The organism is Arthrobacter sp. SLBN-83 (assembly GCF_006715285.1).
Classification (GTDB): Bacteria; Actinomycetota; Actinomycetes; order Actinomycetales; family Micrococcaceae; genus Arthrobacter.
Window position 1 is genome coordinate 981,562 of sequence record NZ_VFMX01000001.1, and the last position, 17,849, is coordinate 999,410.

The following is a 17,849-nucleotide window of genomic DNA, read 5'->3' on the forward strand; positions in this document are numbered from 1 at the left end:
CCGTCAGCCTGCCCACTCAGCGGTCCGGCCAGTCAACGAACTGTTCGTAGCCTTCGTGCTTGCGGAGGTAGCCGGAAATGAACGGGCAGTGCGGGATGATGCGCTTGCCGGTGGCCACCACATCGTCCAGCGCGAAGTGCGCCAAAACTTTTCCCAGGCCCTTGCCTTCGAATTCCTGCCCGGTCTCCGTGTGGGTGAAGTCGATGTGCCCGGGAAGGTCGCGGAAAAACGCCTGCACCGCAAGCCTGCCATCCACCAGGAGTTCGTACCGGTGCTGGGCGTCGTTGCGCCGCAGCGAGACGTTGGCGGTGAACTTGTCCTCCGCGGACGCGGTGTTCTCGGTCATGGTTCGACAGTGGCACTACTTCACCCCGCTGGCAATGCCCCTTCTCCCCCTCTTCCTCTTCCGCCGGTCACCCAACGGAACGCCACCCAGCAAGAGAGTGGCCACAAAGAAGCAGACGGCGCCGGCTGCGAGCAGTCCCAGTGACAGTCCGTTAAGGGCGGCGTCCGCAACGGGGATGAAGACCACCACGACGCCGGCCCCCGCCAAGGCGGGCCGGCAGCGGAAGGCGTGCATCGCCGTCGTCCGTTCCTCCAAGTGGCCAAAGGCCGCCACCACCGGCAGGAGCAGGAGGACCAGCACAAGGACCACCAGGGGCCGCGACCACCACCATGCGGCCGTGCCGGAACCGGGTTTGGGGATCGGGGCCAGGAGCAGCAGCCCGGACATAGCCGCCAGGAGCGGCAGGTGCCACAGGTACACCGTCAGGGACCTCGCCCCGGCGAGTGTCAGCAGCCGGCTGATCCAGCCCACTTGGGCCAGCGGTGCCAGGAGCGGGCGCGCCAGTTCCATCACGGCCAACTGCGCGACGCCCAGGATCACCAGGGTCAGGTTGGGTGGGTTGAGGTTGACCAGCATGTTTCCCCGATACAGCCCCAGCCCGGTCACGAGTCCCAGCAGCAGGTGTGCCGCCACGGCCACGCCCAGCAGCCCCGAGGGGGAAAGGCGGGAAAAGTAGCCGTCGGCGGCCAGGAACCCCAGTTGCTGAACCGCGCACCACACGAAGACCAAGTTGACGTTGGCAAGGTCAGGCAGTGCGCCCCGGAGGCAGTCCACGGCAACCACCAGCCCGGTGAGCAGGCCGAGGGTGAGCCAGGGGGCACGGGCGTGCAGCGCCGCCAAAGCCGGAATGTTCAGCTGCGCCGCGAGGTACGCGGCCAGGAACCATAGGGGCATGGCTGCGCCGGTGGCCATGAGCTGGACCACCTGCTGGTCAACTCCCAGCGCGCCGGCCACGGAAAGGCCTGCCACCATGGATGCCAGCAGCGCGGTGGCCGGGCGGACCAGGCGCAGGAGCCGGGCGCGGATGAACTGGGCCGCCGTGCCGCCGCCTGCCTTGAGCCGGCGCCAGGACTGCAGCCCAGTGATGCCGCCGGTGACGAAAAACAAGGGCATGACCATGAAGATCCAGATGACCGGCTCGAACCAGTGCTGATCACCCAGGGTATTTTCCGTGGTCACAGTGCCGTCCGGGTGCAGGACGGGGCTGACCATCATGGAGTGCCCCACCACCACCAGCGCCAGGCAGATGAAGCGGACAAGGTCGATGGCCGGATCACGGTTCGCCGTGTCCGGCACGGAATCTGACTCCCGCCTGCCGCTGTTGCCCACGGGTCCTACAAGTGCTCGAGGCTGCCCACGGCACTATTGTGCCCCCGTTCCAGGCAGGGTTTAAGGACCATAGGGCCCGGGATGACCTACAGCAGTACTGCCAGCAGGCCCAGGACGACGGCGAGCAGCGGCGTGGTGCCCTGAGTTACGGCGGCGCGGAGGTACTTGCGCCCGGTCAGGGCCAGGACGGCCGCGGCCAGCAGCATGGACCCGCAGCAACTGAAGACAAGGGTCCAGCCTGCCACGGACTGCGCCGACGCCGGGGCGCTGAACGCCACGAGCCCCACCCCAATGAATGCCCCGAGCGCCAGGAACAGGTTGTAGAAGCCTTGGTTGTACGCCAGCGGCTTGGTGGTCTCCGCGTCTGACTGGGACGCGATGCCAAAGCGCTTCCAGGTTGGCGGCCGGGTCCAGGTCAGCGACTCCATGGTGAAGATGAAGACATGCAGCGCGCCGGCAAGGAAGGCAAAAAACAGGGAGGCCAGGATCATTGCTCGATCCTAGCCTCCTGTTGGAGCCGTGATTCCCGCCTGGAGGGCACGGGCCCCAAGGGCAACAAGGAGGCCAGGACCGGCTGCTTGATCCTGGCCTCCCGCTTGGGGAAGATTCGGCTACCGTGCCAGCGTGGCCAGTGTGGTGACGGCAAAGCCCTTGGCCGACTCGTTCCAGAGAGCCAGGAGGCCCTGCAGGTTCTCGCCGTCCGCACGGTGCCCGGGAAGCTGGTCCTGGAGGGTGGCCAGCACGCCGGTCCGCAGCTCCGTGTTGAAGTTGACCTTGCCGACGTTCATGACGGCAGCCTTGACCAGCTCCTCCGCCGGTATTCCGGAGGCGCCGTGCAGTACCAGCGGAATGTGGATCCGCGCCGCGATGTCCTGCAGCACGTCCCAGCGCAGCTTCGGCTCACCTTTGTATTTGCCGTGGACGTTGCCCACCGCGACGGCCAGCAGCTCCGCGCCGGTGCGGGAGACAAAGTCCTCCACCTGCGCGGAGTCCGTCAGGCCAGCCACGTCGACGCCGGACTGGTCTGCTCCGAAGGCACGGTCCTCGTCCCCTGCCAGGCCGCCCAGTTCGGCTTCGAGCACCACCTCGGCACCCAGCCGCGCACGGGCGGCCTGGACCAGCGCAATGTTGTCCTCATAGGGAAGGGACGAACCGTCGGCCAGGACGGAATCCGCCCCCGCCTGGACGGCGTCGGCCATGACCTGGAGGTCGGAGGCGTGGTCGAGCTGCACCGCGACCGGCACCGCAGCAGCATCGGCCAGGCCGCGCAACGCCGTGATGAGGCGGAGGCCGTTGGCGGTGGCGGCGGTCTTGGGTGCCACCAGCAGGATCACGCCCCTGCCGGATTCTTCCGCGGCACCCACAACAGCCAGCGCTGTGGTGAAGTCGTAGCAAGTGAAGGCGGGAACTGCGGAACCCTGCTGCAGGGCGGAGGTGACCAGGTGGTCCAGTCGGGTATGCATCAGGCGCCCAGCCCTCCCACCAGGATCCAGGCGACGAAGGTCAGCAGCAAGCCGGCCACGCCCAGGATGGTGGTCAGGACGGTCCAGGTCTTCAGGCCATCGGACACGGTCAGGCCGTAGTACCGCACCACCACCCAGAACCCGGCGTCGGTCACGTGGGACAGGCCCAGGGCGCCGAAGCCGATGGCGATCACGATCACGGCGATCTGCGCCGGGCTGTAGCCGCCGCCGCTGACCGCCGCGGACAGCAGGCCGGTGGTGGTGACGATGGCCACGGTGGCCGAACCCTGGGCCGCGCGCAGGGCCAGCGAGATGATGAAGCCGAGCAGCAGCAGCGGCACGCCCAGGGTGTCCAGGGTCTTGGAGAGGGCGCCGCCGATGCCGGAGACCTGCAGCACATTGCCGAACACGCCGCCGGCCGCCACCACCATCAGGATGGAGGCGATGGGAGGCAGGGAACCTTCGAAGATTTCGCCGGTTTCCCTGAAGGACCAGCCGCGGCGGACGGCCAGCAGGAAGAAGGACAACGCCACGGCCACGAGCAGGGCCAGGAAGGGGTTTCCGACGAACGACGCGAGGCCGTACAGGGGGTCCGACTTGGGGATGACGAGCGTGCCGACGGTACCCAGCAGGATCTGCACGATGGGTGCCGCGATCAGGAAGATGATCAGGCCCGGCCGCGGCGGGGCGATGGCGGCGGCGCCGGGTCCGTCGTGGCCCACCTTGACCAGTGACTTGGAGCCGAATTCCTCCACCTGGGTCTTCACGGCCGGCAGGAGTTCGTAGTCCTTGCGGTTCATGATGGACGCCACCCAGTAGGACAGGAAGCCCAGGGGAACGCAGATCAGCAGCGAGATCAGGGCGATGAGTCCGATGTCCGCGCCAAGCACGCCCGCGCCCGCCACGATGCCGGGGTGCGGCGGGACTGCCACGTGGATGGAAAGCATGATGCCGGCCATGGGAAGACCGAACTTGACCGGGTGAACCTTGGCGATCTTGGCGAAGGCGTACACGATGGGCACCAGCACGATGATGCCCACCTCGAAGAAGACCGGGATGGCCACCAGGAAGCCGACGGCGGTCAGCGCCACAGCGACCCGGCGGGCGCCGAGCTTGCGGGTGAAGTGGTCGGCCAGCGACTGGACGCCGCCGGAAACTTCGATCATGCGGCCCAGGACTGCGCCCAGTGCGATCAGGATGGCTACCTTGCCCATGGTGCTGCCAACGCCGCTGGAGACCACGGTGAAGATGTCCTGCAGCGGGATGGTTGCGGCCACGGCCACCAGGATGCTGACGGTGAGCAGGGCCACGAAGGCCTGGATCTTGAAGCGGATGATCATCACCAGCAGGATGGCGATGCCTGCTGCTGCGATGGTGAGCAGCAGCGGGGTGCCCAGCTCAACGGCAGGCTTGATGGCCGGGGCATCGGCCGCCCGCTGTATCAGCGGGTTGATCAGGTGGTTCACGGGGAGGTGTCTCCTTTGGCCTGCCGGCCTGGGGGCAGGCGGCAGCACGGAATGGCGGGGTGGGGATAAACGCTGCGGGACTGCGCCGGCAACGCTGGGAGGTACGACGACGGCGGAGGGGGGACCGCCGTCGTCGTACCTTTTTGCCGCAAGGGCAGGAGGATGGCTTGGTTGGCGCGCTGGCTTACTTGGTGCGCTTGGTGGGGGCGACCACCTTGATGACCGCGGAGTCGTCGGCGGCGGCGAGGCCCTGGGCCTGGCCCAGCAGGTAGAGCTGCTCGGCGGCGGCGGCGACGGGGGCTGCCAGGCCGGCGGCGCGTGCGGCCTTGCCTACGATGCCCATGTCCTTGACGAAGATGTCCAGGCGGGACAGGACCTCGGCGCCCTCCTCGTTGTAGGCCTCCAGGATGCGGGGGCCGCGGTTGGACAGCATGAAGGAGCCGGCGGCGCCCGCTTCCAGGGCGGCAAGGGTCTTGGCCTGGTCCAGTCCCAGCGCGTCGGCCAGGGCCAGGGCCTCGGCAGCGGCGGCGATGTGGACGCCGCACAGGAGCTGGTTGACGGTCTTCAGGGCCTGGCCGTCGCCGGGGTTGTCGCCCACCACGGTGAGCGTGGAGGCCAGCAGTTCCAGGGCGGGGGCTGCCTTTTCGCGGGCCTCGGGGGAAGCGCCCACGACGATCAGCAGGTCGCCTTCGCCGGCGCGCTTGGGACCGCCGGACAGCGGGGCGTCCACCAGGTCCACGCCGTATTCGGCCAGCTTGGCCACCGTGGCGGGGATGGCGTCAGTGCCCACCGTGCTGCCGAGAATGACGACGGCGCCCGGCTCCAGCACGGAGGCCACGCCGTTTTCGCCGAAGAGGACCTCGTTGAGCTGCTCACCGTTGCGGACGGCCAGGAGTACCGCGTTGGCACCCTTGGCGGCGTCGCGGGCCGTGGTGAAGGTGGTGATGCCGGCTTCTTCAGCGAGCTTGAGGCGCGCCTCGGCGATGTCGAAGCCGTGGACGGTGAGCTGGGAAGCCAGTCGGGTGGCCATGGGCAGGCCCATGGCGCCGAGGCCCAGGACGGTGACGGTGTAGTTGCTGGTCATGGTGTTTCTCCGTTGAATTCTTGCGCTGTCGAAAATCAGAACTTGGTGCTGAGCTTGCGGGTGACCTGGGCCAGGGAGTCGTCATCGCCCACGTTGCCGGCGAAGACAATGTAGGGGATGCCCTTGGCAGGTCCGTCCACGGGCTCCCACAGGCTGACGATGCCGGGCAGCATGGGGCCGCGGACGATTGCGTGCCTGATTTCCAGGCCGTGGGCTGCCACGTCCGAGGAGGTGATGCCGCCCTTGGCGATGACGAACCGGGGCGGGAAGGTCTTCAGGGTCCGGTTGACCACGTCCACGACGGCGGCGGAGACCGTCCGCGCGATCCGCAGGCTTTCGGCGGGGTCATCGGTCTTAATGAGCAGGCGGCTGGTGTGGACGATGACGTCGCCGGCGCGAAGGGCCTCGACGACGGCTTCCACGGTCTGGTCCAAGTGCGCCTTGGCTTCGGTTTCCTCAGCGAGGAGCTTTTCGACGTCGATCTCGATAATGCGCGCGGAGCCGTGTTCCGCGGTGAGGACGTTGAGCTGGCGCGTGGTGAGGCCAACGTGCGATCCCACCACAATCAGGCCACCGGCCTCCGATGGGGTGTTGCCGGCGTACGCTTCTTCGGCGGTCAGCGCGGCGCGGACTTCCTGGCCGATACGGCCGCGGACGAACGGCGGGCCGACGCGGTACAGGAGCTTCTTGCCGCGGCGTTCGGCTTCTTCCAGGCCCAGGGCCAGGGCGCGGAGGTCGTTCTCGGTGACGATGTCCGCCACGATCGGAGTGGAGTCCGTTGCGGGCTCGATGGCGTCGGCGATGGCCTTGGCGGAAATCGCCGGGTCCTGCGCGGAGGAACCGGCGCGGATGATGTTCAGGTCCAGGACGATCACGGAGTCCGCGGGGAACCGGCCCTGGGACTTCTCCGCGATGTAGTCAGCCATCACCGAGGTGCTGAAGCCGAACGATGCGTCCTTGGCGAACTCGGTTTCGGACACCGGAACCAGGATGCCTTCAGTGCCGCGCATGTAGTGGACGCCGCCGACGGTGAGCCGCCCGGCATCGGGGAACGCCGGAACCAGCACGACGCCGTCGGTCTTCTCCCCGCTGACCTCGACGACCGTGGCCGCAATGACGTCCGGTTCCAGCGGGTAGTGGCCGCGAAGGGTGGAGTCGCTCCGGCTGACGAAGCCCACGCGGATGGCGGCATCACTGGCTGCGGCGAGTGCATTGCGGACCACTTCCTCATTGCGGGCTGCCGCTTCTGCAGGATCGAGGCTGCGTGTGTTGGTCAGGACGTAAACAGCCGGCTTGCCCTGACTAAAGGCCCAATCGAAGTCCTGGACCTCCCACCGGGTGAGCACCGGCAGGTCTGCCACGGACTGCGTTCCGGTGGGGTCGTCGTCGAGCACTACCAGGACGCGGGGAACCTCCGCGTTGGAAGCGGCCAGCGCGGAGGCAACCAGCCCAGCGGGGATCTCGAGGTCTGCCGGATAGGCGGCCAGAACGTCTGCTTCATGCGTCACAGTGCACTCCGTTGTGTAGCGATCCGGGTAGGCGGATCCAGATGTAAAGGTAACTGTAAGATGTCTGACATCTTGCATTTGACTGTTAGTGTGGCACACGGCATACGGACGCGCAAGTACACTTGTCTGACATATCCGCCGCGGAAGCCGGAAGCAGGAATCGGGGGCAACATGGCAAGGAAGTCGCTGGTTGGCGTGGTGGCCGACGAACTGCTGGACCGCATCATCGAAGGCGAGTTCCCGCCCGGCTCCACCGTCCCCGGGGAGCACGAACTCAGCGCCCGCCACGAGGTCAGCCGCATGACGGTCCGTGAAGCGATGAAGACGCTGCAGGCGCAACGCATCCTGAGCGTGGAGCGCGGACGCGGCACGTTCGTCAATCCCCTCAGCAGCTGGGCCTCGCTGGAAGCCGTCCTGCGCGCAGCGTCCGAGGGCAAGAACGACGCCGATGCCTCCATCCAGCTCATCGAGCTCCGCCGCATGCTCGAAACCGGAGCCTGCGAGCTTGCCGCCGGACGAATCGCGGAAGAAGACATCGCCTCCCTCTTCAACTACATTTCGGCGATGAAGGCCGCCCACAGCATCAATGACGTGGGCGCGTTCGTGGAAGCAGACCTTGCGTTCCACGACGTCATCCTGCGAGCCTCCGGCAACGTGTTTGTGTCTGTCCTGTTTGAGCCGCTGCACCGGGTCCTGGAGAAGCGCAGGGCCGAGACCTCAGCCGTTCCTGAAATCCAGGAGCACGCCATCGGCCATCATCAGAATATTGCCGAAGCCCTGCAGTCCCGTGACGCAGTCCGGTCCCGCCAGGCCATGGACGACCACATGCAGCAGACCCTCGATGACCTGAAGCATCTGGTATTGGAAACCAAGTAGTCCCCCCGCTCATGCGAAAGCGGCTCCCCTAATTGCCGTTGGCCCTGTTCAACGCTCCAGCAGTCCTACTAGGCTTCAGGGACGGCCCGCAACCGGGAGCATCGACGATCACGAGGAGCGAAGTTGTCCAACCACACGTACAGCATTTCTGAAATTGTCGGCACCTCCACCGAAGGCGTGGACGACGCCGTCCGCAACGGTATTGCCAAGGCGTCCCAGACCCTGCGGAACCTCGACTGGTTCGAAGTCAAGGAGGTCCGCGGCCACCTGGAGGACGGGAAGGTTGCGGACTGGCAGGTCACCATCAAGATCGGCTTCCGCTTGGAAGAGCACTGATATAAAGCAACAGGCCCGCAGCCAACATGTCCTGGATGTTGTTGGCTGCGGGCCTGTTTTGCTTTAAGGGCGTCCTAGTTTGCGGTGCCCGGGCTGCGCCGGCGCCACACCGTGGGAACGCCGTCGAACGCGGGGAAAACGTGGCCCTCGAAGAATGACAGAACCGTATGGGGGTCAAGATCGGGGCTCCACAGGCCGGAGGCAGGGCAGTGCGAACCGGTGGCGATGGAGGCGGCGCCGGCGGATGCCTGGCGTTCCTTCAGCAGGGCGATGCGTTTCATCGTTGAGACCATCCTGGGGTGACGAAAAACTGGGCGGGAAATCACGTACTCCCATCCTAGGAAAGGGGGTGAGCCGGACCAATGGGCGGCTGGCCAGAATCCGCCCCTCCTGATGGACGAACGTACAGTTGCATCCCGCCCTGACCTGCGGATCAGCCCAGCTCGCCGCTTTCCGCCACGATGGCAGCGTCCCCTTCCACATCAGTGTCCGGGCCCACACCCAAGCTGCCCAGCAGGGCCAGGGCGTCCGAGGACGGCGATCCGGGCCGCGCGGAATACACCCGAAGGGTCTGGTCGGGGTCCTCCGGCAGGACAAGGTTTTCAAAGTTCAGTTCCAGGTCCCCCACGGCGGGGTGATGCAGCCGGACGGTTCCGGCAGCCCGGGTTGCCACCCGGTGCCCTGCCCACCACTGGCGGAAGTGTTCACTGTGGACCGCCAGCTCACCCACCAGGTGGTTCGCCTGGGGATCGTTGGGGTGCCGGCCCACATCCAGGCGAAGCGATCCGGCGGCTTCGGCCGCCACCGTCTTCCAGTCCCTGAAGAGTTCGCGGGCGGCGGGGTCAAGAATGGTCCACCGGGTGAGGTTCCGCTCGGCGGGCGGCAGCGACGGGAAATCGGTGAACAGCAGGAATGCCATCCTGTTTCCGGCCAGGACATCGTTGCGCCGCCCCAGAACCAGCGCGGGCACGTCGCCAACCGCGTCAAGGAGTTGGCGCAGCGCCGGCCGGACACCCTGGGCCGCACCGGCACCGGGCTCGCGGGGAGCACTGGCGCAGTTTTCAAGCAGGTCCAGCATGTGCGCGTGCTCGCTGCTGTCCAGGCGCAGCGCCCGGGCCACCGCGTCCAGGACCGTGCGGGACGGGTGGATATTGCGGCCCTGCTCCAGACGGACGTAGTAATCGGTGCTGACGCCGGCCAGCCGCGCCACTTCCTCCCGGCGCAGTCCGGGGACCCTGCGGGCGCCCGTGCTGGGACCTGTCCCGGCGACTTCCGGACTCAACCGGGACCGCATGGCTTTGAGGAATTTTCCGAACTCGGCGCTTTGACCCATGCAGACCATTCTGCCTGCGTTGGGTGCCCTGCTCTACAACGAAGGTAGGACTGGCAGTCCTAGGAAAAACAGGAACAGCTTTGCCTGCTGACTTGGTGGCGGAAAGTGCATAGGCTCAGGAGTGAGCCGGTGGAAACCGCTTTCTGATCTGTCGAGCAGCCGGCACCGATTTTCCAGCACACCATCTTCCAGCCACACCTCCCACAGAAGGAGCACACCCATGTCAGAGCTGACACTCAACAATGGCGTCACCATCCCGCAGCTTGGCTTCGGCGTTTTCCAGGTCCCGCCGGAAGACACCCAACGGACCGTGGAGGACGCCCTGGAAGCGGGCTATCGCCACATCGACACCGCTGCGGCCTACCGCAACGAAGCAGGAGTAGGGGCGGCACTGGCCGCCACCGGCATCGCCCGCGAGGAAATCTTCGTTACCACCAAGCTCCGCAACGGCGAGCAGGGCCGGGCCCAGGAAGCATTCCAGAACAGCCGCAAGGCGCTGGGCCTGGACTTCGTCGACCTCTACCTCATCCACTGGCCGGTCCCGTCGCAAGGGCTCTTCGTGCAGGCTTGGAAGGAGATGGAGCGGCTGTACGAGAACAAGGAAATCCGCGCCATCGGTGTCTCCAACTTCCTCTCGGACCACCTGGACACCCTGCTGGAGTCTGCGGAAACCGTGCCGGCCGTCAACCAGATCGAGCTCCACCCCAGCTACCAGCAGGCAGAACTGGCCGCCAAGTGCCGCGGCCTGGGCATTGCCGTCGAGGCCTACAGCCCGCTGGGACAGGGCGGGGACCTCAACGGGAACGCCGTCACTGAAATCGCTGCTGCGCACAACGCCAGCAAGGCGCAGGTGGTGCTCGCCTGGCACCTTGCCAACGGAAACATCGTCATTCCCAAGTCGGCCAACCCGGACCGCATCCGCGAGAACTTTGCGGCGTCGTCCCTGACCCTGTCCCAGGATGAACTGGCCGCCATCACGGCGCTGGAGTCGGGCGCCCGCATTGGTTCCGATCCCGCCGTCGCCTCCTTCACGCAAATGTAGGGTCCCGCAGGCTCAACTTTCCCTGCAGGCTCCCCCACCGAAAGGATTTTCCATGCAGTACACCCATCTGGGCCGCTCCGGCCTGAAAGTTTCCCGCCTCTGCCTGGGCACCATGAATTTTGGGCCGCAAACGGAGGAAGCGGACGCCCACAGCATTATGGACTCAGCCCACGAGGCCGGAATCAACTTCTTCGACACTGCCAACGTGTACGGTGGCGTCGACCACCGCGGCTGGACCGAGGAAATCATCGGGCGCTGGTTTGCCAAGGGCGGCGAGCGCCGCGAGCACACCGTCCTGGCCACCAAGCTCTACGGCACCATGACGGACCGTCCCAACGAGTCCAAGCTGTCCGCACTGAATATCCGCCGGGCGCTGGACGCTAGCCTCAAGCGCCTGCAGACCGACTACATCGACGTGTACCAGTTCCACCACATCGACCGCGACACCCCGTGGGACGAAATCTGGCAGGCCATCGAGGTTGCCGTGCAGCAGGGGAAGATCCTGTACTCGGGCAGCAGCAACTTTGCCGGCTGGCATATTGCCCAGGCACAGGAAGCGGCGCGCCGCCGGAACTACAACGGCCTGGTCAGCGAGCAGTCCATCTACAACCTGTTCCGCCGCGAGCTCGAGCTTGAGGTCATCCCGGCGGCGCAGCAGTACGGCTTGGGCCTGATCCCCTGGTCTCCGCTGCAGGGCGGGCTGCTGGGCGGAGTGCTGAAGAAGGAACGCGAGGGCGTGCGGCGCACCGAAGGACGGGCCGCCGAAACGCTGAAGAAGCACCAGGACCAGATCCGCCAGTACGAGGACTTTGCGGACGAGCTGGGCCACGAACCCGGGGACGTCGCCCTGGCCTGGCTCCTGCACCAGCCCGCGGTCACCGCTCCGATCGTTGGCCCCCGCACCAAGGAACAGCTGGATGCCGCCATCCGCGCCCTGGACGTTTCGCTCGACGAAGACGCCCTCAAGCGCCTGGACGACATCTTCCCGGGACACCGCACGGCACCGGAAGACTACGCGTGGTAACCCCACTTGCGGCCGATACCGTGGCGCCGAGGAGCATCCTCTTTATCGGCGGCACCGGGGTCATCAGCGCGGCGGCGGCAGAACGCGCCGTCGCGCTGGGCCACCGGCTCACCATCCTGAACCGGGGCCAGTCCACCCGACCCATCCCGGAGGGCACAGAGGTGCTGCACGCTGACGTCCGCGATGCAGCAGCCGTGCGGGAGGCGCTGGGCAGCAGGGAGTTCGACGCCGTCGCGGACTTCATCTCCTACACCCCGGACCAGGCGCAGACCAGCATGGAGTTGTTCCGGGAACGGACCGGGCAGTATGTCTTCATCAGCTCCGCCTCCGCGTACCAGAAGCCGCCCACCAGGCTGCCCATCCGGGAGTCCACACCCCTGAAAAACCCTTTCTGGCAGTACTCCCGAAACAAGATTGCGTGCGAGGAGTTGCTGTTCCGGGCGTACCGTGAGGACGACTTTCCGTTGACTGTGATCCGGCCGTCGCACACCTACGACCGCACCAAGATCGCCATGGTGGGCGGCTGGACGGACATCCACCGCATGCGCAACGGACTGCCGGTCATGGTCCACGGCGACGGTACCTCGCTGTGGACCCTGACGCACAGCAAGGATTTTGCGAAGGCGTTCGTCGGACTGCTCGGAAGGCCGCAGGCGGTGGGCGAGAGCTACACCATCACCTCGGACGAGTACCTGCCCTGGAACCAGATCTACCAACTGTTCGCCCGGGCAGCGGGTGTCCGGGAACCCGAACTGGTGCATGTGGCATCCGAAACCATCGCCGCCCATGACGAGGAACTGGGTTCCAACCTCCTGGGCGACCGGTCCCACTCGGTGGTCTTTGACAACACCAAGATCAAATTGCTGGTGCCGGACTACACTGCCACCATCCCGTTCGCGGACGGCGCCCGGGAGATTGTTGAGTGGTACGACAGCCACCCGGAACTGCAGCAGGTGGACGAGGCCTACATGCAGCTCTCCGACAAGCTGACCGGCTGGGCACGCCAGGGAGCCTGAGCCCGCGTCCACCGACGCTACTGCCCTGCCTCCCTCCGGCGGCAGGGCAGTTGCGCAGGGGCGGTTGTGCTACATTTCGGCGCATGACTCCGCCCCCTTCCCGCCAGCCCGACGACGGGCACCCCGCCGATGGACCCGTCGCGGCAGCCATCGGGCTCCTGGCGAAGCAGGGCTTCGATGCAACGTCCGTCGAGGAGCTCGCAGAGGCATCGGGAATGAGCCGCAGCACCTTCTTCCGCAGGTTTGGGTCCAAGGAGGACGTGGTCTTCGCTGACCATGAGCGGATCCTGCGCCAGGTCAATGACCGGCTGGCCGAATCAAGGCTTGAGCCGCTCGCCACCGTTGCCGATGCGGCCATGCTGGTCTTTGAGCACCACCTGCGGAACCCGGCAACGTCCCGGGCCCGGTACGGACTCCTGCAGGCAGTCCCGGCCCTTCGCGACCGGGAGCTGGTCACGTCCCACCGTTATGAGCGCGCATTCCTCCAGTTCCTCAATGACGCGCTGCCCGGAAAGGGCCAACACGAGTACAAGGCCGTCGCCTTCGCCGCGGCCGTGGTGGCCGTGCACAACGCCTTCCTCCGCCAGTGGCTGCGCACCACACCCAAGGCCGGGGACACCGCCGCGGCAGACCGGAAAAGGGCGACCGCCCTGGCCGCTGAACTCCAGGCCCTGGCGGAAACGTTCCGGCCTGCGCTCTTCGGTTCCCCAGCCCCCTCCCAACCTGCCCCGACCGTCGTCGTGACCGTCCTTCCCGGCCCTGCAGACAGGGAAGCAATCGCCCAGGCAGTCCGGGACGCCCTCCCCTAGCATCCCCGCCCCCTTTGAAACGCAGTTTCTTGACGTGGAACTGCGTTTCATTGCATTCTTAGTCTGTGTGGTGCAAGCCACACGGACCGGCAGCCCGGCCGCCGCTGAACCAAAAGGATGCAGATACATGACGACGACGTCCCCCACCCGCGTGCCCCACCGCACCGAAAGTCCCACCAGCTTTCCTGCCGGCACTGTGGAACCGGACTACCTCCTCACCGAGGCGCTGGGCACGGACCCGGCATCCGTCCTGGCAGGCATCGGCGACGAGGACCGGGCCTACTGGGACCGCGCCCGCAACTTTGTCCAGGATGAGGTCCTCCCTGTCATCGATGGCTACTGGGAACGCGGCGAGTACCCGCTGCACCTTCTCCGGCGCCTCGGCGAACTGGACCTGCTGCGCGACGGCGTACCGGTGGAGGGTTGCGCGCCCATGAGCAGCATGGCCGCCGGACTGGTGAACATGGAGGTCAGCCGGGGCGACGGCTCCGTGGCAACGATGATCGCGGTCCAGGGCGGCCTGGCCCTGCGGTCCGTCGCGGAATGCGGCTCCCCGGAGCAGAAGGAGCGCTGGCTCCCGTTGATCGCAGGCGGCGCCGAATACGCAGCCTTCGCCCTCACCGAGCCCACCCACGGCTCCGACTCGGTCGCCCTCGAGACCACGGCCACCCGCACCGACGGCGGCTTCCTGCTCAACGGTGAAAAGAAGTGGATCGGCAACGGCTCCGTGGGCGGAGTCAGCATCGTGTGGGCCAGGGGCGAGGACGGCCAGGTCCACGGCTACCTGGTTCCACAGGACTCCCCCGGGTACACCGCCACCAAAATCGAAGGCAAGCTGGCCCTCCGCGCCATCTGGCAGGCCCACATCCGGCTTGAGGACGTCTTCGTCCCGGAAGAAAACGTCCTGCCGGGCGCCCGCACCTTCAAGGACACAGCCCGCGTCCTGCTGGCGACCCGCCTCGGCGTGGCTTGGTCCGCCGTCGGGCATGCCACCGCCTGCTACGAGACGGCCGTCCAGTACGCCAAGCAGCGCAAGCAGTTCGGGCGGCCCCTCGCGGCCTCCCAGATCGTGCAGGAACGGCTGGCCCGGATGCTCAGCGAACTGGCCACCATGCAGCTGATGGTGGTGCAAATGACCCGGCTCGATGAAGCCGGGACGCTCACCCCCGAGCAGGCGTCGCTGGCCAAGTACACCTGCACCCGCACCGCGCGCGGCATCGCTTCGAACGCGCGCGACCTGCTGGGCGGCAACGGCATCCTGCTGGAAAACCGCGTGGCCCGGCACCTCGCCGACATCGAGGCCATCCACACCTACGAAGGCACCGAGACCATGCAGGCCCTCATCATCGGCCGCGGCATCACCGGCACCTCGGCCTTCGCGTAACCCCGCCCAACACCTCCGAAAGGAACGTTCTTGAACCAGAACGCCAACATCCCCGTCATCCTGGGCGGCGCCCGCACCCCGTTCGGACGGTTCCGCGGCGGCCTCACGCCCTTCTCTTCCAGCGACCTCGGCGCCCACGCGATCCGGGCCGCCCTGGAACGGACCGGAGTGGCACCGGAGCAGATCGGCGCCGTCATCGTGGGGCAGGTCATCCAGGCCGGTGCCGGCCAGGGCCCCGCCCGGCAGGCCAGCCTGGCCGCGGGGATCGGTTGGGACGTCCCCACTATCACCATCAACAAGCTTTGCCTGTCCGGGCTGACCGCCGTCATCGACGCCGCCCGCATGATCCGCACCGGGGAGGCCGACTTCATCGTCGCCGCCGGCCAGGAGTCCATGACCAACGCACCGCACCTGGTCCCCGGGCTCCGCGCCGGCGTCGTCATCGGTGACGCCCCCATGCTGGACTCCCTCAACCATGACGGACTTCAGGACCCGGTCAGCGGCAAGCTGATGGGTGAGGCCACAGACGACGGGAACACCGAACGCGGCATCACCCGTGAGGAGCAGGACGCCGTAGCGGCCCGGTCCCACCAGCGCGCCCAAGCCGCCCGCGCTGCCGGGGTGCTGGCGGAGGAGATCGCGCCCATCCAGGTGCCGCAGCGCAAGGGGCCCGCCCTCACCCTTGAGCACGACGAGGGCATCCGCCCGGAAACCACGGCCGAGTCCCTCGCGCAGCTGCGTCCGGCATTCTCCAAGGCGGACACCGCCACCATTACCGCCGGTTCGTCGTCGCCCCTTTCCGACGGCGCCGCCGCCCTGGTCATTGCCAACAAGGCGGCAGCCGAGGCCGCAGGCCTGGAATGGATCGCCGAGATCGGCGCCCACGGCCAGACTGCCGGACCTGACGGATCCCTGCACTCCCAGCCCGCCCGGGCCATCGAGCACGCGCTCAAGGTCCAGGGACTCACCGTCCAGGAACTGGACCTGGTGGAAATCAACGAAGCGTTCGCCTCCGTCCTCATCCAATCCGCCAACGACCTCGGCATTGATACCGGGGCCGTGAACGCCGAAGGTGGTGCCATCGCCCTGGGCCACCCTGTGGGAGCATCGGGGGCTCGCCTGGTGCTGCACCAGGCGCTGGCCCTGAAGCGCCGCGGCGGCGGCACCGGCGTCGTGGCCCTCTGTGGCGGCGGCGGCCAGGGCGACGCCCTGATCCTCTCAGCGTGACCCACCCCAACGAAGAAGCAGGCCATGACCAACACCAACTCCGCTGACGGCTTCGCCACCATCTCGGTGGCAGCCGTGCTGGCTGAATCAGCCAAAAGGACTCCGGACAACATCGCGCTGGTAGTCGGCGAGGACCAGGTCAGCTACGGTGACCTCTGGCGCCAGACCCGCGGCTATGCCGGCGCACTGCGGGCGCGCGGGATCGGTCCGGGAGACGCCGTCGCCGTCCTGATCCCCAACGTCCCTGACTTCGCCCGGGTGTACTACGCCATCCTGTCGCTCGGTGCCGTTGTGGTGCCCGTGCATGCCCTGCTCAAGGCCCGCGAAATCGAGTACGTCCTGCAGGACAGCGGCGCCAAACTGCTGATCTGCGCCGCACCGCTGCTGGGCGAGGGTGCGGCGGGTGCCACGGCCAGCGGAATCGACGTGGTGACCGTGATGGCTTCCGACGACGGCGGGTTCCCCCGGCTGGAAGCGGAAGCTGCGGCGGCGGAACCGATCCAGACGTACGAACCGTGCCGCCCCTCGGACACGGCCACCATCCTTTACACGTCAGGCACCACCGGCAAACCGAAAGGCGCGCTTGGCACCCACTTTGCCTTGGTGGAACAGACCAGCACCCTGCTGACCAGCGTGATGGATTTCCGGCCCGGCGACGTCCTGTTCGGCGGGCTGCCGCTCTTCCACACCTTCGGCCAGACCGTGGTGCTCAACACGGGGCTGCGCGCCGGCGCCACCATCGTCCTGATGCCGCGGTTCACGGGCCCGGACGCCCTGAAGCTGCTGGCCAAACACAACGTCAACATCTTCATCGGCGTGCCCACCATGTACGTGGCGCTCCTGGAAGCCGCCAAGACCGTACCCGACCGGCCCGCTGCCCTGCGGTACGGCATTTCCGGCGGCGCGGCGCTTCCGCTGGCCGTCCTGGACAAGTTCCGCGACGTCTACGGGGTGGAGATCCACGAAGGCTATGGCCTGACGGAGACCTCGCCGGTTGCCGCCTTCAACCACGTGGGTACCGCGCCCCGGCCGGGCACCATCGGCGTCCCGATCTGGGGCGTTGACATCGAAATCGCCCGGCCCGAGGTGGTGGACAGCATTGAGCTGCTTCCCAACGGCGAATTGGGCGAGCTGGTCATTCGCGGCCACCTGCTGATGAAGGGCTACCTCAACCGGCCTGAGGCAACGGCGGAGGCCGTAGTGGACGGCTGGTTCCGCAGCGGGGACCTTGGAACAAAGGACGACGACGGCTACCTCACCATCGTGGACCGCAAGAAGGACATGATTATCCGGAACGGCTACAACGTCTACCCCCGGGAGGTGGAGGAGATCCTCCTGACGCACCCCGCCGTGGTCAGTGCTGCTGTGTACGGGATTCCGGATGACGTGCACGGACAGGAAGTCGCGGCAGCCATCGTGCTGGACGCCGGAGCCAGCGTGACCGAAGCGGAGTTGGTCGACTTTGCCAGCGCGCAGCTGGCCGCTTACAAGTACCCGCGGGTGGTCCGGATCCTCTCGGAACTCCCCCTGGGGCCCAGCGGAAAGATCCTTAAGCGCAAGCTGGCCGAAGACCCGGCGTAGGTTTCGTCTGGACTAAAAAAACTTG

Annotated in this window: 18 protein-coding genes; 9 read left to right on the forward strand and 9 right to left on the reverse strand. The window is 66.9% G+C overall.

Translation table 11 applies throughout. The annotated features are described in order from the left end of the window. Positions 1-16: 16 nt before the first annotated feature. From FBY30_RS04425 to FBY30_RS04455, 7 genes are all read right to left on the reverse strand, one after another. Entirely contained in the window at positions 17-346 is a 330-nt protein-coding gene (locus tag FBY30_RS04425; RefSeq protein WP_142131417.1) for a GNAT family N-acetyltransferase, read from the reverse strand. Between the two features lie 15 nt (positions 347-361). After that, positions 362-1,675, reverse strand: a complete 1,314-nt coding sequence (locus tag FBY30_RS04430; protein ID WP_142131418.1) for an acyltransferase family protein — start codon at positions 1,673-1,675, stop codon at positions 362-364. 86 nt (positions 1,676-1,761) lie between these two features. Continuing rightward, positions 1,762-2,166, reverse strand: coding sequence for a DUF1304 domain-containing protein (locus tag FBY30_RS04435; RefSeq protein ID WP_142131419.1), 405 nt, complete (start codon positions 2,164-2,166; stop codon positions 1,762-1,764). Between the two features lie 120 nt (positions 2,167-2,286). Further along, complete coding sequence (locus FBY30_RS04440; RefSeq protein WP_142131420.1) at positions 2,287-3,138, reverse strand: class II fructose-bisphosphate aldolase; 852 nt, start codon at positions 3,136-3,138, stop codon at positions 2,287-2,289. Next, positions 3,138-4,604, reverse strand: coding sequence for a GntP family transporter (locus tag FBY30_RS04445; protein ID WP_142131421.1), 1,467 nt, complete (start codon positions 4,602-4,604; stop codon positions 3,138-3,140). Before FBY30_RS04445 ends, FBY30_RS04440 begins: the two co-directional genes overlap by 1 nt. A gap of 184 nt (positions 4,605-4,788) precedes the next feature. Beyond that, entirely contained in the window at positions 4,789-5,688 is a 900-nt protein-coding gene (locus tag FBY30_RS04450; protein WP_142131422.1) for an NAD(P)-dependent oxidoreductase, read from the reverse strand. A 35-nt stretch (positions 5,689-5,723) separates the two neighbouring features. Then, the gene (locus FBY30_RS04455) at positions 5,724-7,196 is read right to left on the reverse strand and encodes a four-carbon acid sugar kinase family protein (protein WP_142131423.1); all 1,473 of its coding nucleotides are present in this window, start codon (positions 7,194-7,196) and stop codon (positions 5,724-5,726) included. Positions 7,197-7,367: 171 nt separating this feature from the next. On the opposite strand from FBY30_RS04455, the gene FBY30_RS04460 reads away from it, so the two are divergent. Together FBY30_RS04460 and FBY30_RS04465 are read left to right on the forward strand one after the other, a co-directional pair. Further along, entirely contained in the window at positions 7,368-8,072 is a 705-nt protein-coding gene (locus tag FBY30_RS04460) for a FadR/GntR family transcriptional regulator (protein WP_142131424.1), read from the forward strand. Between the two features lie 123 nt (positions 8,073-8,195). Continuing rightward, the gene (locus FBY30_RS04465) at positions 8,196-8,408 is read left to right on the forward strand and encodes a dodecin (RefSeq protein ID WP_142131425.1); all 213 of its coding nucleotides are present in this window, start codon (positions 8,196-8,198) and stop codon (positions 8,406-8,408) included. A 74-nt stretch (positions 8,409-8,482) separates the two neighbouring features. On the opposite strand, the gene FBY30_RS04470 is transcribed toward FBY30_RS04465, so the two are convergent. Both FBY30_RS04470 and FBY30_RS04475 read right to left on the reverse strand, forming a co-directional pair. Further along, positions 8,483-8,689: a hypothetical protein gene (locus FBY30_RS04470; protein ID WP_142131426.1), complete on the reverse strand. Its 207-nt coding sequence runs from the start codon at positions 8,687-8,689 to the stop codon at positions 8,483-8,485. A gap of 152 nt (positions 8,690-8,841) precedes the next feature. Further along, the gene (locus FBY30_RS04475) at positions 8,842-9,741 is read right to left on the reverse strand and encodes a helix-turn-helix domain-containing protein (RefSeq protein ID WP_235009335.1); all 900 of its coding nucleotides are present in this window, start codon (positions 9,739-9,741) and stop codon (positions 8,842-8,844) included. Positions 9,742-9,961: 220 nt separating this feature from the next. Between FBY30_RS04475 and FBY30_RS04480 the strand changes: the two genes are divergently transcribed. From FBY30_RS04480 to FBY30_RS04510, 7 genes are all read left to right on the forward strand, one after another. Continuing rightward, positions 9,962-10,783, forward strand: a complete 822-nt coding sequence (locus FBY30_RS04480; protein WP_142131427.1) for an aldo/keto reductase — start codon at positions 9,962-9,964, stop codon at positions 10,781-10,783. 52 nt (positions 10,784-10,835) lie between these two features. Next, entirely contained in the window at positions 10,836-11,807 is a 972-nt protein-coding gene (locus FBY30_RS04485) for an aldo/keto reductase (RefSeq protein ID WP_142131428.1), read from the forward strand. Continuing rightward, the gene (locus FBY30_RS04490; RefSeq protein WP_142131429.1) at positions 11,801-12,823 is read left to right on the forward strand and encodes an SDR family oxidoreductase; all 1,023 of its coding nucleotides are present in this window, start codon (positions 11,801-11,803) and stop codon (positions 12,821-12,823) included. Before FBY30_RS04485 ends, FBY30_RS04490 begins: the two co-directional genes overlap by 7 nt. Positions 12,824-12,906: 83 nt before the next feature. Further along, entirely contained in the window at positions 12,907-13,632 is a 726-nt protein-coding gene (locus FBY30_RS04495) for a TetR/AcrR family transcriptional regulator (RefSeq protein WP_142131430.1), read from the forward strand. 127 nt (positions 13,633-13,759) lie between these two features. Further along, positions 13,760-15,016, forward strand: coding sequence for an acyl-CoA dehydrogenase family protein (locus FBY30_RS04500; protein WP_142131431.1), 1,257 nt, complete (start codon positions 13,760-13,762; stop codon positions 15,014-15,016). A gap of 30 nt (positions 15,017-15,046) precedes the next feature. Continuing rightward, the gene (locus tag FBY30_RS04505; RefSeq protein WP_142131432.1) at positions 15,047-16,243 is read left to right on the forward strand and encodes an acetyl-CoA C-acyltransferase; all 1,197 of its coding nucleotides are present in this window, start codon (positions 15,047-15,049) and stop codon (positions 16,241-16,243) included. A 24-nt stretch (positions 16,244-16,267) separates the two neighbouring features. Continuing rightward, positions 16,268-17,824: a long-chain-fatty-acid--CoA ligase gene (locus FBY30_RS04510; protein WP_142131433.1), complete on the forward strand. Its 1,557-nt coding sequence runs from the start codon at positions 16,268-16,270 to the stop codon at positions 17,822-17,824. Positions 17,825-17,849 lie beyond the last annotated feature (25 nt).